The sequence below is a fragment of the Afipia broomeae ATCC 49717 genome (genome assembly GCF_000314675.2).
GTDB lineage: Bacteria > Pseudomonadota > Alphaproteobacteria > Rhizobiales > Xanthobacteraceae > Afipia > Afipia broomeae.
In genome coordinates this window covers 1,677,514-1,691,491 of record NZ_KB375282.1, presented here as the reverse complement: position 1 = coordinate 1,691,491, position 13,978 = coordinate 1,677,514, and the positions used below count along the sequence as shown (strand labels likewise).

Annotated in this window: 16 protein-coding genes; 8 read left to right on the top strand and 8 right to left on the bottom strand. The window is 63.0% G+C overall.

From position 1 onward, the window contains the following. The first annotated feature begins 147 nt into the window (after window positions 1-147). The gene (locus HMPREF9695_RS07785) at window positions 148-1,164 is read left to right on the top strand and encodes a hypothetical protein (protein ID WP_041711508.1); all 1,017 of its coding nucleotides are present in this window, start codon (window positions 148-150) and stop codon (window positions 1,162-1,164) included. 35 nt (window positions 1,165-1,199) lie between these two features. Here HMPREF9695_RS07785 and gmk read toward each other — a convergent pair whose 3' ends face one another. The 6 genes from gmk to fabG all read right to left on the bottom strand — a co-directional run bounded on the left by gmk (window position 1,200) and on the right by fabG (window position 7,022). Further along, the gene (gmk, locus tag HMPREF9695_RS07780; protein WP_006020281.1) at window positions 1,200-1,856 is read right to left on the bottom strand and encodes a guanylate kinase; all 657 of its coding nucleotides are present in this window, start codon (window positions 1,854-1,856) and stop codon (window positions 1,200-1,202) included. A 5-nt stretch (window positions 1,857-1,861) separates the two neighbouring features. Then, window positions 1,862-2,749: a YicC/YloC family endoribonuclease gene (locus tag HMPREF9695_RS07775; RefSeq protein ID WP_006020280.1), complete on the bottom strand. Its 888-nt coding sequence runs from the start codon at window positions 2,747-2,749 to the stop codon at window positions 1,862-1,864. A gap of 111 nt (window positions 2,750-2,860) precedes the next feature. Next, entirely contained in the window at window positions 2,861-4,225 is a 1,365-nt protein-coding gene (mltG, locus tag HMPREF9695_RS07770) for an endolytic transglycosylase MltG (protein WP_006020279.1), read from the bottom strand. A gap of 141 nt (window positions 4,226-4,366) precedes the next feature. Next, window positions 4,367-5,632, bottom strand: a complete 1,266-nt coding sequence (gene fabF / locus HMPREF9695_RS07765) for a beta-ketoacyl-ACP synthase II (RefSeq protein WP_006020278.1) — start codon at window positions 5,630-5,632, stop codon at window positions 4,367-4,369. 111 nt (window positions 5,633-5,743) lie between these two features. Continuing rightward, entirely contained in the window at window positions 5,744-5,983 is a 240-nt protein-coding gene (locus HMPREF9695_RS07760) for an acyl carrier protein (protein ID WP_006020277.1), read from the bottom strand. A 301-nt stretch (window positions 5,984-6,284) separates the two neighbouring features. After that, window positions 6,285-7,022, bottom strand: a complete 738-nt coding sequence (fabG, locus tag HMPREF9695_RS07755) for a 3-oxoacyl-[acyl-carrier-protein] reductase (RefSeq protein WP_006020276.1) — start codon at window positions 7,020-7,022, stop codon at window positions 6,285-6,287. A 266-nt stretch (window positions 7,023-7,288) separates the two neighbouring features. Here fabG and HMPREF9695_RS07750 point away from each other — a divergent pair, with 266 nt between their 5' ends. After that, window positions 7,289-8,683 (top strand): ethanolamine ammonia-lyase subunit EutB, encoded by a 1,395-nt coding sequence (locus HMPREF9695_RS07750; protein ID WP_006020275.1) that lies wholly within the window; start codon window positions 7,289-7,291, stop codon window positions 8,681-8,683. Beyond that, window positions 8,680-9,471, top strand: coding sequence for an ethanolamine ammonia-lyase subunit EutC (eutC, locus tag HMPREF9695_RS07745; protein WP_006020274.1), 792 nt, complete (start codon window positions 8,680-8,682; stop codon window positions 9,469-9,471). Before HMPREF9695_RS07750 ends, eutC begins: the two co-directional genes overlap by 4 nt. A gap of 76 nt (window positions 9,472-9,547) precedes the next feature. Here eutC and HMPREF9695_RS07740 read toward each other — a convergent pair whose 3' ends face one another. Next, entirely contained in the window at window positions 9,548-10,060 is a 513-nt protein-coding gene (locus HMPREF9695_RS07740) for a YciE/YciF ferroxidase family protein (protein WP_006020273.1), read from the bottom strand. Between the two features lie 211 nt (window positions 10,061-10,271). Between HMPREF9695_RS07740 and HMPREF9695_RS07735 the strand changes: the two genes are divergently transcribed. Continuing rightward, window positions 10,272-11,123, top strand: a complete 852-nt coding sequence (locus HMPREF9695_RS07735) for a hypothetical protein (RefSeq protein WP_006020272.1) — start codon at window positions 10,272-10,274, stop codon at window positions 11,121-11,123. A 253-nt stretch (window positions 11,124-11,376) separates the two neighbouring features. On the opposite strand, the gene fabD is transcribed toward HMPREF9695_RS07735, so the two are convergent. Further along, entirely contained in the window at window positions 11,377-12,330 is a 954-nt protein-coding gene (gene fabD, locus HMPREF9695_RS07730) for an ACP S-malonyltransferase (RefSeq protein ID WP_006020271.1), read from the bottom strand. A 206-nt stretch (window positions 12,331-12,536) separates the two neighbouring features. On the opposite strand from fabD, the gene HMPREF9695_RS07725 reads away from it, so the two are divergent. The 4 genes from HMPREF9695_RS07725 (at window position 12,537) to rpsR (ending at window position 13,969) form a co-directional block, all read left to right on the top strand. After that, window positions 12,537-12,734, top strand: a complete 198-nt coding sequence (locus tag HMPREF9695_RS07725; protein WP_006020270.1) for a hypothetical protein — start codon at window positions 12,537-12,539, stop codon at window positions 12,732-12,734. Next, window positions 12,731-12,946 carry a hypothetical protein gene (locus tag HMPREF9695_RS07720; RefSeq protein ID WP_006020269.1) on the top strand — a complete coding sequence of 72 codons (216 nt, stop codon included), beginning with the start codon at window positions 12,731-12,733 and terminating at the stop codon, window positions 12,944-12,946. Before HMPREF9695_RS07725 ends, HMPREF9695_RS07720 begins: the two co-directional genes overlap by 4 nt. 301 nt (window positions 12,947-13,247) lie before the next feature. Next, window positions 13,248-13,724 carry a 30S ribosomal protein S6 gene (rpsF, locus tag HMPREF9695_RS07715; RefSeq protein ID WP_006020268.1) on the top strand — a complete coding sequence of 159 codons (477 nt, stop codon included), beginning with the start codon at window positions 13,248-13,250 and terminating at the stop codon, window positions 13,722-13,724. A 5-nt stretch (window positions 13,725-13,729) separates the two neighbouring features. Then, complete coding sequence (gene rpsR, locus HMPREF9695_RS07710) at window positions 13,730-13,969, top strand: 30S ribosomal protein S18 (protein ID WP_002711478.1); 240 nt, start codon at window positions 13,730-13,732, stop codon at window positions 13,967-13,969. Window positions 13,970-13,978 lie beyond the last annotated feature (9 nt).

The following is a 13,978-nucleotide window of genomic DNA, read 5'->3' as shown; positions in this document are numbered from 1 at the left end:
CAAATGCCAGCCAGAATTGAGCAAATGGCTCCCTGCCCGCGCGCCCGAATGTTGCCCCAGCCTGTCCGGATTTGCGGCCTATTCCGACCCAACTTGTCGCAGAAAACCCAATGCGAGAATGGGTTCGTGTTGCGTAAGGGGGACAGAATGTCAAACCGCACCGCTGCAATTGCTTGTGCCGTCATCACCGGCTGCGTTTCAATCTTTGGCACATCGGTGTCAGCAACCGCGGCGCCCGCTGCAGAGACCGCCGCCGAAAACGAATGTCTCTCCGCGCCGAAGGGCGCGACACCGGCAGGCGCGCACTGGTATTACCGCATCGAGAAAGGCACCAAGCGCAAGTGCTGGTACCTCGCCGATGAAGTCGGGAAAACGAAGAAGGCGGTAACACCGGCACCGGCATCGTCAGACACCGCCGAAGAGGACACGCCGCCTCCGAAACGGATCACACCTGCTCCGAAACAGGAAACCGCGAAGAAGCCGATTCAGAAATCAGTCGCGAACGCGCGCGCCGAGTTGACCGCGAACGATCCGTCACTTGCGGAAACGACGTGGCCGCAAATGCCTTCGCCTGCCGCCGCTGATGTCCGCGCTGACAATCAGGTGGCTGCAATCCAGCCGGCTCCCGAAGCTGCGGCCAAACAAAGCTGGAATGTCGCGACGCGCTGGCCAGAACCGAACGCCTCTGCCTCCGCAAGCGATCAGCCCGCGGCTGCAACACCGGCGCCCGCGCAGCCTGCTCCAGTTCTGACTGCCGAACGTCTCGTCACGGCGGCTGCGCCGACACCGGCCCCGCACCCGGCAGCGGTGGCGACCGCGACACCAGCGCAGCCGCAACAGGCTACGCCGCCCGCGGACACCGAAGGCCTGTCGCTCAGGATATTGCTGAGCATCCTCGTCTGCGTGCTGGCGCTCGCCGCCATCGTCGGCCCGTTGCTGTTCAAGTACTTCAGGCCAAGGCCGCACGTCGATGAGCGCTCCCATCGTCAGCGCCGTCAGATCTGGGATCTGAACGAATCCGATCACACCCTTCTGCAGGACAACCCGGCCCCGACACTGGCGCCGCGCTACGCGCACACCCTGCCCGAGCCGCGCATGCTGGACGTTACCACCGATGAAATCGAGGAGTTGCTCGCGCGGGTCTCAAAGCGCTCAGTGGCATAGGATCAATGCTTAAAGCGGCGGGCGAAACCCGCCGCTTACTTTTCGAGCTGCTTCTGGAGGTCGCGCACGAAAGCTGACAGTCCGGTCTGGCGCTCGCGCTTCAGCCGTTCGGCCTTCAGGATGGTCAGGACCTGGGAATACGCCTCGTCCAGTTCGGAGTTGGTGACCACATAGTCGTATTCCGCCCAGTGGCTCAGTTCGTGACTGGCGCGGCTCATGCGCCCCGCAATCACCTCATCGGAATCCTGAGCGCGGGTATGCAGCCGCTTTTCCAGATCGGCGGCGGACGGCGGCAGGATAAACACGCTCACCACGTCAGCGCGGGCTTTCTCACGCAGTTGCTGCGTGCCCTGCCAGTCGATATCGAACAGCACATCCTGCCCTGAAGACAGCGCGTCCTCGACCGCCTTGCGCGGTGTGCCGTAGGAATTGTCGAACACCGTTGCGTGCTCGAGGAGTTCGCTCGCTTTCACCATGGCGTCGAACTTCGGCTTGTCGATGAAATGGTAATGCTCGCCGTCGACCTCGCCGGGACGCCTGGCGCGCGTGGTCACCGACACCGACATGCGCAGATCCGGCATCTTGTCGATCAGCATGCGCGCCAGCGTGGATTTCCCCGCGCCCGACGGCGACGACAGCACGAACATCAGTCCGCGCCGCTCAACGCCTCTCAAGGTCCCCCCCGCCGCCATGGCCGCTACTCCAGATTCTGAACCTGCTCGCGAAACTGCTCGACCACGCCCTTCATCTCAAGGCCCGTGTTGGTCAGTTCGATGTCGTTCGACTTCGAGCAGGTGGTGTTGACCTCGCGATTGAACTCCTGCGCCAGGAAATCGAGCCGGCGTCCCACCGCGCCGCCCTTGCCGAGCAGTTCGCGGGTCTGCGCGATGTGCGAGACGATGCGGTCGAGTTCTTCGCGGATGTCCGCCTTCGCCGCGATCAAGATCGCTTCCTGATTGAGCCTGTCGGCATCGAAACGATCGGACGTCTCAAGCAAGGCCGCGACCTGTTCGGCAAGCCGTGCCCGGATCGCTTCCGGCTTGCGTCCGGGTGCAGCTTCCGCACGTTTCGTGAGGCTTTCCATCTCGTCCATGCGTTGCGCAAGGATCTGGCCAAGCGCAACCCCTTCGCGCTTGCGCATGTCGATCAGGCTTTGCAGCGCCTGCTCGAACGACGCGGAGACGGCAGCACGCGCGGCCTGCATTTCGGCCTCATCGCTCTCAGGCTCGGCAACCTCGATGACGCCCTTGATCCCGAGCAGTCCATCGACGCTCGGCGCCACCGCATCGGTGCGCGCGGAAATCTCGCTGGCGACTTTCAGGATCGACGCAAGAACGTCCTCGTTGATACGCACGATGGATGCCGCACCGGTGCGCTTGACCGTAAGGTTCGCATAAACAGTCCCGCGCGAGAGAAGCTCGGTGGCGCGCTTGCGGGCCGCGGCCTCGATGTCGTCCCACCCGGCCGGCAACCGCAGCCGGAAGTCAAAGCCCTTGGCGTTAACCGATTTCAATTCCCATTCGAACGCATAGGGTCCGCTGGTGCCGTGGCTTCGCGCAAAGCCGGTCATGCTCGACAGCGCCATCGCGAAAGTGTCTCCGTTACTGGTGATCCAACGAGTCAACTGGCGAACCGCCAGAGCGGCCCGCGTCAGCTTGTCCCTGAAATCGGCAAGGCACGCAAGAGAGAGGCCGCGTTACTGCGTCTTCTCTTCTTCAGGCTCCGGCTCGGCGGGCGCCGCAGCCGGGGTGCGTTTTGCCGTACGCTTGCGCGCCGCAGCGGGGGCTGCTCCATCCGCCGGAGGTTCTACGGCCATGATGCTCGCGGGCGCGGACGCCCTTGGCGCAGCCGCCTTGGGCGCGGCCTTCGGCGCAGCGTTCGCGGGTGGCTTGGCAGGAGCCGCGGCGGCAGGCGCGCCTGTTGCGGGCACCGGAACAGCAGAAACCGGCGGCTGGTCGTCGGCATCCACGGTGTCGTTCTGCTGCTGGCGCTCCATCGCGCGCAGCTTCGCAACGCCCTTCTGATGCTGGTCGTAGGTCTCGGTAAAGGAATGACCGCCGGTGCCGTCGGCGACGAAGAACAGGTCGCGCGTGCGTGCCGGATTGGCGGTGGCTTCCAGCGAGGCGCGTCCGGGATTGGCGATCGGTCCCGGCGGCAGGCCCTCAATGACGTAAGTGTTGTAGGGCGACGGCTGCGTGATCTCGCTGCGCTTGATCGGGCGACCAAGGGTGCCTTTGCCGCCAACGAGCCCGTAAATGATGGTGGGGTCGGACTGCAACTTGATGCGCTGGCGCAGGCGGTTGGTGAAAACGGCGGCGACGCGGCTGCGCTCGTCTGCGCGTCCGGTTTCCTTCTCGACGATCGACGCCAGCGTCACGAGCTGTTCCGGCGAACGGACCGGAATGTCGGGGTTGCGACGCGCCCAGACCTCGGCGAGAACTTTCTTCTGCGCCTGCTGCATGCGGTGGATCACCTGATCGCGCGGCGTGCCGCGCGGAAAATAATAGGTGTCCGGGAGCAGCGTGCCTTCGCGCGGCTGCTCTTTCAGCGAGCCGGAGAAAATATCGTTGTCCTGAAGCCGGGCAACGATCTGCTCGGAGGTCAGGCCTTCGGGAATCGTAATCGCATGCTGCACCACCTTGCCTTCGACGATGGTGTTGATGACGTCGCGCAGGCTGGCGTTCTTCTGGAACAAATACTCGCCAGACTTCAGACCGGAGCGCGCATTCATCGCCAGCACGCTGCCGATAAAGGTCCAGCGGTCGGCGGTGATCACGCCGGCGCGCTGAAGAATGTCGCCGATGTCGGTCATGCCGGCGCGCGGCGGGATGTTGACGACCTTGTCTTCCGTGAGAGGACCCTTGGCCTCGATTGTCTTCTTGCCGTAGAAGAAAACGCCCCCCGCGATCAGCATTGCGATGATCAGGAATGTGAAGATGGCATTGCCGACGACAACCAGAGTACTGCGGGCACGCTGCGAATGCTTCGGCGGCTGCGGCACCTGCTCGGGCTCGAGCGCCGCACGCGGGCTACGTGGCGCGATGGGGGGTCTCTGACTCATTGAGCAACCTAAAATCTTGCCGGCGTGTAGCGCGTCGATTCAGCGTTATACGCGCGCCCGTGAGAGAAATTATGTCCGAATGAGGCAAAACCTTGAAGACAGTTTTGCCCGTTCCGTCAGTCTATTAACTCTTGAAACGCTCTAATTCGCCAGGCGCCGGACGACCAGCGATGCATTGGTGCCGCCGAACCCGAACGAATTCGACAGGGCCACATTAATTTCGCGCGGCCTTGCCTTATTCGGGACCAGGTCGATCGCTGTCTCGACGGAGGGGTTGTCGAGATTGATCGTCGGCGGCGCGACATTATCCCGAATCGCCAGAATGCAGAAGATTGCCTCGATCGCGCCGGCTGCACCCAGCAGATGGCCGGTCGAAGACTTGGTCGATGACATCGACACCTTCGACGCCGCATTGCCGAGCAGCCGCTGCGCTGCGCCAAGTTCGATCTCGTCGCCGAGCGGCGTCGAGGTTCCGTGGGCGTTGATATAGTCGATGTCGGATGCCGTGATTCCGGCGCGCTTCATCGCCGCGCTCATGCAGCGGTACGCCCCGTCGCCGTCTTCGGCCGGAGCGGTAATGTGATAAGCATCGCCGCTCAGGCCGTAGCCGACGACTTCGGCATAGATCTTCGCGCCGCGCTTCTTCGCGTGCTCGTATTCCTCGAGCACCACGACGCCGGCGCCCTCGCCCATCACGAAGCCGTCGCGGTCCTTGTCGTAGGGCCGCGATGCGATGGTCGGGTTGTCGTTGTATTTGGTGGCCATCGCGCGGAGCGCGCAGAAGCCGCCCATGGCGAGGCGATTGACGGCGGATTCCGCGCCACCCGCCACCATCACGTCCGCATCGCCGAAGGCGATCAGGCGGCTGGCATCGCCGATGGCGTGCGCGCCGGTGGAACAGGCGGTGACCACCGCATGGTTCGGACCCTTGAGGCCATGCTTGATCGACACATAGCCCGACGCGAGGTTGATGAGACGGCCGGGAATGAAGAACGGCGACAGCTTTCGCGGGCCGCGCTCCTTCAGGATCACGGCGGCTTCGCCGATGCCTTCGATGCCGCCGATACCCGAGCCGATCATGGTGCCGGTGGCGCAGCGCTCTTCTTCGGTCGTGGGGTGCCAGTTGGCGTCGTCGAGCGCCTGGCTCGCAGCCGCCATGGCGAAAATGATGAAATCGTCGACCTTGCGCTGTTCCTTCGGCTCCATCCAGTCGTCGGGATTGAATGTGCCGTTACTGCCGTTGCCACGCGGAACCATGCATGCGATCTGGCAGGTCAGATCGGAAACCTCGAATTTCTCGATGCGGGCGGCGCCGCTTTCGCCGTTGAGGATGCGTTTCCAGGTCGGCTCGACACCATTGGCGAGCGGCGAAACCATGCCCAGACCCGTGACGACAACCCTCCGCATAGTCTTCCTTTCCGGCTCAACCGGCTGAGGCCAATCGGCGCCACTATGACAGCAAGACGGCGGGTCGTTCGATCACAACCCGCCGCGTGTCATCGTGGCTGCGCGCTGGCGTCAGCTCTTGGCGTTCTTCTCGAGAAATTTCGTGGCGTCGCCCACGGTGAGAATGGTTTCAGCAGCGTCATCCGGAATTTCGCAGCCGAATTCTTCTTCGAACGCCATCACGAGTTCGACCGTATCGAGGCTGTCGGCGCCGAGATCGTCGATGAAGCTTGCAGCATCGACAACCTTTTCGGGTTCGACACCAAGGTGCTCGACCACGATCTTCTTAACCCGCTCGCCAATCTCACTCATCGTTTAACCTCGTGCTTGTTCCATTAAACTCGACCGCAAAACGATACGAGCCCCTCGCGGTGCGAAAAAATGCAAATTCGTGCCGTCCGTACCACGCATCCCTGTCCCTTCGCCACATGGACGAAGTCACCGAAAACGGCGGCTGGCGCCGGAACGGCAATATACGGGGTTTGGCGATCCTGCAATGGCGTTTTCCCCAACCGATTGCCGTTCGGTTACCATACTTCCCCGGACTTGACCACACGGCCCCGGACACCGTCCATCACCCATTCCGCTTGACAAAACCCCTGCGGAACAGCGCCTAAATCATGGCCATTCCGCCGTTGACATGGATGGTCTGCCCCGTCACGTAGGCCGCCTCGTTGGAGGCAAGGTAAACGGCGGCGGCGGCGATGTCCTCCGGCGTCCCCAGACGCCCGGCCGGCACCTTGGCCAGCACCGCTTCGCGCTGCTTTTCGTTCAGCACGTCCGTCATCGGGGTTGCGATGAACCCGGGTGCGATGCAATTGGCTGTCACGTTGCGGCGCGCATACTCCGCGCCTACGGACTTCATCATTCCGATCAATCCAGCTTTCGAGGCGGCATAGTTGCCCTGCCCCGCATTGCCGGTGACGCCGACGACCGACGTGATCGCGATGATTCGTCCGAACCGCTTGCGCATCATCAGCTTCGTCGCCGCGCGCGCCAGACGGAACGTGGCGGTCAGGTTGACCCGGATCACGTCGTCGAAATCTTCGTCGCGCAACTGCACGAACAGGTTGTCGCGGGTGATGCCGGCATTGGCGACCAGGATGTCGAGTTGACCCATCGCCTTTTCCGCAGCCGGGACCAGCGCTTCGACTTCGGCCATATCGGACAGATTGCAAGGCAGCACATGCACGCGGTCCTTCAGTTCACCCGCCAGCGCGTCGAGCGCCTCACGCCGGGTGCCCGAAATCGCAACGGTTGCGCCTTGCGCATGCAGCGCCTTTGCAATCGCGCCACCAATGCCGCCGGTCGCCCCGGTGACGAGCGCGGTCCTGCCAGTCAAATCGAACATGTCGCCCCCCTGGGAACAGTCCCGGGGAAAGCCCGGGTCAAAATTCGTGCCCCGTTTGCCGCAAGAAAACGTCGTTCGTCAATGACCCGGGCCTTATCTATTGTCACAAAACGGCCCCGGTTAGGCCCCGGGGTGCCGGGGTCGATCACTTTTTCCTCGCCTTTTAACGATCACAGCGGCCAAGCCGGCGGCGCCTTCGCCTCAACCGGCTTTGAGAGTATCCTGCCTGCCACTGCCTAGAGACGAAGCAGCGGAGAGAGATATCGATGCGCTATCGTACCGCCATCGACCAGCAACTGTTCGCCTTCGACGACCTGAAACAGGTGATGGCGTTCGCCTCGCCTGCACGCTCCGGCGATTATCTTGCGGGTATCGGCGCGGCCACCGCGCAGGAGCGGATGGCAGCGCGCCATGTCCTGGCGGAGGTGCCGCTCAAGCAATTTCTCACCGAAGCCCTGATCCCTTACGAAGACGACAACATCACGCGCCTGATCATCGACAGCCATGACGCGATAGTGTTCGCACCGGTCTCGCACATGACCGTCGGCGATTTCCGCAACTGGCTTTTATCCGAGCAGGCGACGACCGAGGCGCTTGCGGCGCTCGCGCGCGGGCTCACGCCGGAAATGGCCGCGGCGGTGTCCAAGATCATGCGCAACCAGGATTTGATTGCGGTGGCGCGCAAGTGCCGCGTCGTCACGCGCTTCCGCGACACCATCGGGCTGGAAGGGCATCTGTCGGTGCGCCTGCAACCCAACCATCCGACCGACGACTTGCGCGGGATCGCGGCGTCTACGCTCGACGGATTGCTGATGGGTTCAGGTGACGCCGTGATCGGCGTCAATCCGGTGTCCGACAGCATGCCGGTGCTTGGCGGCCTGCTGCACATGCTGGACGAGGTGATCCAGCGTTTCGAGATCCCGACCCAGAGCTGCGTGCTGACCCATGTCACCAACACGATCCGGCTTGCGGAGAGCGGCGCGCCGGTCGATCTCGTATTCCAGTCGATCGGCGGCACCGAAAAGACCAACCTCTCGTTCGGCGTCACGCCGGAAATTCTCGACGAAGCTTACGAGGCGGCGTTGTCTTTGAAACGCGGCACCGCCGGCAACAACGTGATGTATTTCGAGACCGGCCAGGGCAGTGCGTTGTCAGCCGATGCGAATTTCGGCGTCGATCAGCAGACCTGCGAGGCGCGCGCCTACGCGCTGGCGCGGCGCTACAAACCGCTGCTGGTCAATACCGTGGTCGGATTCATCGGTCCTGAATATCTTTACGACGGCAAACAGATCATCCGCGCCGGGCTTGAGGATCATTTCTGCGGCAAATTGCTCGGCCTGCCGCTCGGTTGCGATATTTGCTACACCAATCACGCCGAAGCCGATCAGGACGACATGGACACCTTGCTCGTGCTGCTCGGCAGCGCGGGCATCAGCTTCATCATGGGCGTCCCCGGCGCGGACGACGTGATGCTGAACTACCAGAGCACGTCGTTCCACGATGCCCTGTTTCTGCGCGAAACCATGAATCTGAAGCGCGCCCCTGAATTCGAAGCGTGGCTGCAACGCATGCAGATCACCGACGCCGCCGGCCGATTGCGCCCACCCTCACCCAATGCGCTGCTCGGCGGCATGGGCAATCTCAAATCGCTGGTCGCATGACGGACAAGAACGTGACCGAGTCGCCATGGGCCGAGTGGCGCAGCGTGACGCCGGCGCGGCTGGCGCTCGGGCGCGCCGGTGCGGGCATGCCGACCGACGAGGTGCTGCGCTTCGGCTGGGCGCATGCGATGGCGCGCGATGCGATCCATGCCGCTCTCGATGTTCCAAAACTTGAAGCGGCGTTGCACGATCAGGGCTGGACGGTCGCCCATACCCATAGCCGTGCGCCGGATCGTACCACCTATCTGCGGCGGCCTGATCTGGGCCGCGTGATCGATCCCGACGAGATTGCAAAACTGCGCACGGTGCCTCTCGTACGCAGCGACGTCTGCATCGTGATCGGTGACGGGTTGTCGTCGCTCGCGATCGACCGCCATGCCGCGCCGCTGCTCGCAGCACTGAAGCCGCTTCTCGAGAACGAACTGAAACAGGCGCCAGTGATAATCGCCACGCAAGCGCGGGTCGCGCTGGCCGACGAGATCGCGGAACTGTTGCAGGCGAAGCTGTCGATCATGCTGATCGGCGAACGGCCGGGCCTGAGTTCGCCCGACAGCCTCGGCATCTACATCACCCACGCGCCGTTTCGTGGCCGCAACGATGCCGGACGCAACTGCATTTCCAATGTGCGTCCTGAGGGGATGAGCTACGCCGCCGCCGCATTCAAGCTGGCGTGGCTGGTGCGCGAGGCATTGAACCGCGGCCTGACCGGCGTTGACCTGAAGGACGAGAGCGATCTGGCGCTGGTCACGGGCGGCAACACCGCCCGCCTGCCCGGTCCGATCGCATGACGGATTTTCAGAACAGACACTGAATCAAAAAGCCGCGCTCTCAAATCTGAGCGCGGCTTTACGATTGCATAGCCGCTTACGCAGCCGTTGCCTTGGTATTCACGCCCTTGCGAAGCGCGACGGTATTGAGCTTGGTGTTCGCCGCCTTTTCCTCATTCAGATTTGTCGTGAGGAAGCGCACGATCTCCTCATGCCCGAGCGACTCCGCCCATGCGATGAGCGTGCCGTAACGGGCGATCTCGTAGTGCTCCACGGCCTGGCAGTTCGCGACAATGGCGGCATCCAGTACTGCCTTGTCCTCAATCTCGCCTGCGGTTTCGTCGGCTTCCTTGATGATGCCGTCGATCGCCGGGCACGTGGTCCCTTTCGGCTCCTGACCGAGCTTTGCAAAAACTTTCTTCAAACGCTCGATCTGGTTGTTGGTTTCTTCGAGATGGCCTTTCAACCCGGCTTTGAGATCGCCGTTGGTGGCCTTGTCGATCATCTTCGGCAGCGCCTTCGTGATCTGTTGTTCAGCGTAGAAGATATCCTGCAGGCCGTGAAGCAGGAGATCGTCAAACGTCTTAATGTCTTTCGTGAAAATGCCCATGGCACACTCCTTTGTTGTCAGCCGTGAACGCAGCAATGATCGGATCGTTCCCGGCGAACCATGCGCGCGCAGTTGCGACAAGTTGGACGAATGAGGCGCTTACTCAAACCTCTCTTCGAGATCATTCGTGTCCTCAAGTATTTCCGGAACTCTCTCTGCTCTCTGTGATTGATGTGCACCTCGATCAGAGGGATTGCCGGGAGCGCCTATCATGGAAAAGACGATTGATCTGAGAACATCGGTTACCGAACTGCCTACGTCTGGCGTGTCGTGGGCGGCGATTGCGGCGGGAGCCCTCGCCGCTTTGGCATTGACCCTCGTGCTTTTGTGGTTCGGGACCGGGATGGGATTCAGCGTAGTATCGCCGTGGAGCGACTCGGGTGTCTCTGCCACGACGTTCAAGATCGGAACCGGGCTTTATCTTGTCGTCGTGGCGATGATCTCGTCCGCGATAGGCGGCCATATCGCCGGTCGCCTGCGAACGCCATGGTACGGCATTCACAGCAACGAGACCTACTTCCGCGACACCGCGCAGGGCTTTCTCGCGTGGGCATTGGCATCCGTCGTGGGCGCCCTGTTGCTGGCTTCAGCAGCGACTACCATCATCGGCAGCACAGCGGGCGGCCTCTCGCAGGGCGCGGGCACCGCAGCCGCGCAATCCTCAGGCCCGATGAGCGGTTATGTTGACCAGCTTCTCCGCCCCGACCCGGCAGCAGCAACCGTTCCGGCTGGCGACGCCAATGACATCCGCGACGAGTTGACCCGGCTGCTGACGTCCAGCTTCGGCACAGAACGCGACTTGAAGCCCGCCGATCGCACCTATGTGGCTCAGGTGGTCGCCCGCCGCACAGCGCTCAGCCAGGCCGACGCCGAGAAGCGCGTCAACGACGTCGTGACACAGGCGAAGTCCGATCTCGACAAGGCACGCAAGGCCGCGGCGCAGTTGGCGTTCTGGATGGCTGCGTCTCTGCTGGTTGGTGCCTTCGCGGCAAGCATCGCTGCGGCTGAAGCCGGGGCATTTCGCGATCGCAACTGGGGCACCGCCCCATTCACGAGGGAGTAAAGCTCATGCCAATTCTGCTCTGGCTACTTGGAATTCCACTGCCGCTGATTTTGCTGATCATCCTGCTTCGCTGAAGTTGATCTCGGCGCATAAAAAAGCCGCCAGTGTCAGGAGACACTGGCGGCCATGCCCCAGCCCAAAGGGGGCACCGCTCAAAAACTGGAGTAAATGAGCGGCCCGACTGACGTAGCAACAATCGGGCCAACAAGGAACGCCGCCATGAGGCCCGCGCGGGCCAAGTCCGGCGGTAAGCTTAACGCGCTGCTGCGATCGCGGCTTTTGCACCCTCGATGTCGCCCGGTCCGCCGACCGACACACCGACCGCGCCATCGGCAATACGCTTGACCAGACCGGACAGCACCTTGCCCGCGCCGATTTCGAGGAAGTGCGTCACGCCCTGCGACGCCATCCACGCCACGCTCTCGCGCCAGCGCACCGTGCCGGTCACCTGCTCGACCAGCCGCTTGCGGATTTCGTCCGGGTCGGTGATCGCCGACGCCAGCACGTTGGACACCACGGGCACCTTCGGCTTGTTGATGGTCACGCCCGCAAGCGCCTGCGCCATCGCGTCCGCTGCGGGCTGCATCAGGCGGCAATGGAACGGCGCCGACACCGGCAACAGCATTGCGCGCTTGGCGCCCTTGGTCTTGGCGATCTCAAGCGCACGCTCGACGGCGGCCTTGTCGCCGGAAACGACCACCTGTCCACCGCCGTTGTCGTTGGCGGCCTGACAGACCTGTCCCTGCGCCGCCTCTTCGGCCACCGCGACCGCGGCGTCGTAATCGAGCCCGAGCAGCGCCGCCATTGCGCCGACACCAACCGGCACGGCCTTCTGCATGGCGAGCCCGCGCGTCCGCAGCAGTTTCGCGGTGTCGCTGATCGAGAAAGTGCCAGCCGCGGCCAGCGCGGAGTATTCGCCGAGCGAGTGACCGGCGACGAACGCCGCATCGCGCGCGATGTCGATCCCGGCTTCGGTCTCCAGCACGCGCAGCGTCGCCAGCGACACGGCCATCAACGCTGGCTGCGCGTTCTCGGTGAGTTGCAGCGTTTCCGCCGGCCCCTCCCAGATAATCGCCGTCAGCTTTTCGCCGAGCGCCGCATCGACCTCGTCGAACACAGCCTTTGCTGCCGGAAATGCGTCGGCGAGCGCCTTGCCCATGCCGACCGCCTGCGATCCCTGACCGGGAAAGGTGAATGCTGCTGTCATGAAAGTCCCCAAAAGGTGAGCTGGCCGTAAGACACCGCCGGGACCTCAGGTGTCAAGCTGTGGTGCGGTGAACCCTATGAAACCCAGATCCGGTCGGCCACCGGACGGCTCGCCCAGCGGCCCCGCAGGCCAATGACCGAGATGGACGGGAACCCAGCGCCAGAGATGCGCGTTTCATTCCTGGGGTGCCCAGTGGAGGGCGCACCATGGAAAATGATCCTCGCAAGCCACAGACACTAGCTCTGGCCCCGGTCTTGATCTTCGCGATGGTTCTCGCCGCCGTATTCGGGGCGGCGCTGATCACCACATTCGACCGCAGCCCGATGGTCGTGACCGCCATAGATACTGCACCGCCAGGCACAAGCGGCCTGGCAAAATCCCGTCCCACCACGGAGCGCCGATGATCGCGAATAACAATTTGGACGACACGGTTGGCGGCAAACGCGCCTACCACAAGTTCCTCTGGGGCGCCGCCATAGGCGTTGTTATCATCGGAGGCGCTTTGGGTTATTCCAGCCAGCGGATGGACGTCGGCAATGTCTTTCCGATTGTTGGCGCCCCCTCCTTCCCGATTTCCCCTCAGGCGGAAGCGCCAAGGCTGGCGGACACAAAATAGGGCGACAGCGGCCTGGGCGGCTGAAAGTGTCGCCAAACGGGCCTGTGAGGGGCTTTTCGGGCCTCCCGAAGCCCTGTTTTGCCTTGCAACGAGCCCCAGAATCCTTATAACCGCGCCATCCGTGGATCCCGGCCGGGAGCTGAACGGACGGTCTCACCAGTCTGACATTCCAGTTTGATTGATGCGGCAGGGCCAGTCGGTCCGTCGTCCCGTGCTTCCGCCTTCTGAGCATATCGAGTCCTTTCCGAAGGTCTCGAAGGGCTTGCCGCCAGGAACCGCGCTAACACTGGAAAGGACTCCCATGCCTCTTTACGAGCATGTTTTTCTCGCGCGTCAGGATGCGAGCGCCCAGCAGGTTGAGGAATTCACCACGCAGATTACCGGCGTGATCGAAGGTCTCGGCGGCAAGGTCACCAAGACCGAGAACTGGGGCGTGCGCTCCCTCACCTATCGCATGAACAAGAACCGCAAGGCTCACTTCATGCTGCTCAACATCGACGGCCCCGCAGCAGTGGTCTCCGAGATCGAGCGTCAGGAACGCATCAACGAAGACATCATCCGTTATCTCACCGTCCGCGTCGATGAGCTGGAGGAAGGTCCCTCCGCAATGATGCGCAAGGCCGAGCGTGACCGCGACGAGCGCGGTGGCGGCGGCTTCCGCGGCGATCGTGAAGGCGGCGGATTCCGTGGCGGCGACCGCGAAGGCGGTGGCTTCCGGGGTGACCGCGGTCCGCGCCGCTCGCGTGACGATGACGCAACCGCGTCGGTAGAGGAGTAAGAACCATGGCTGAAGCAGGTGCACGCCGTCCGTTCTTCCGCCGCCGCAAGACGTGCCCGTTCACGGGCCCGAACGCGCCGAAGATCGACTACAAGGATTCGAAGCTGCTGATGCGTTACGTGTCCGAGCGCGGCAAGATCGTGCCGAGCCGCATCACGGCTGTGTCGGCAAAGAAGCAGCGTGAACTCGCCCGCGCCATCAAGCGCTCGCGGTTCCTCGGTCTTCTGCCTTACGTGATCCGCTAAACGATAAAG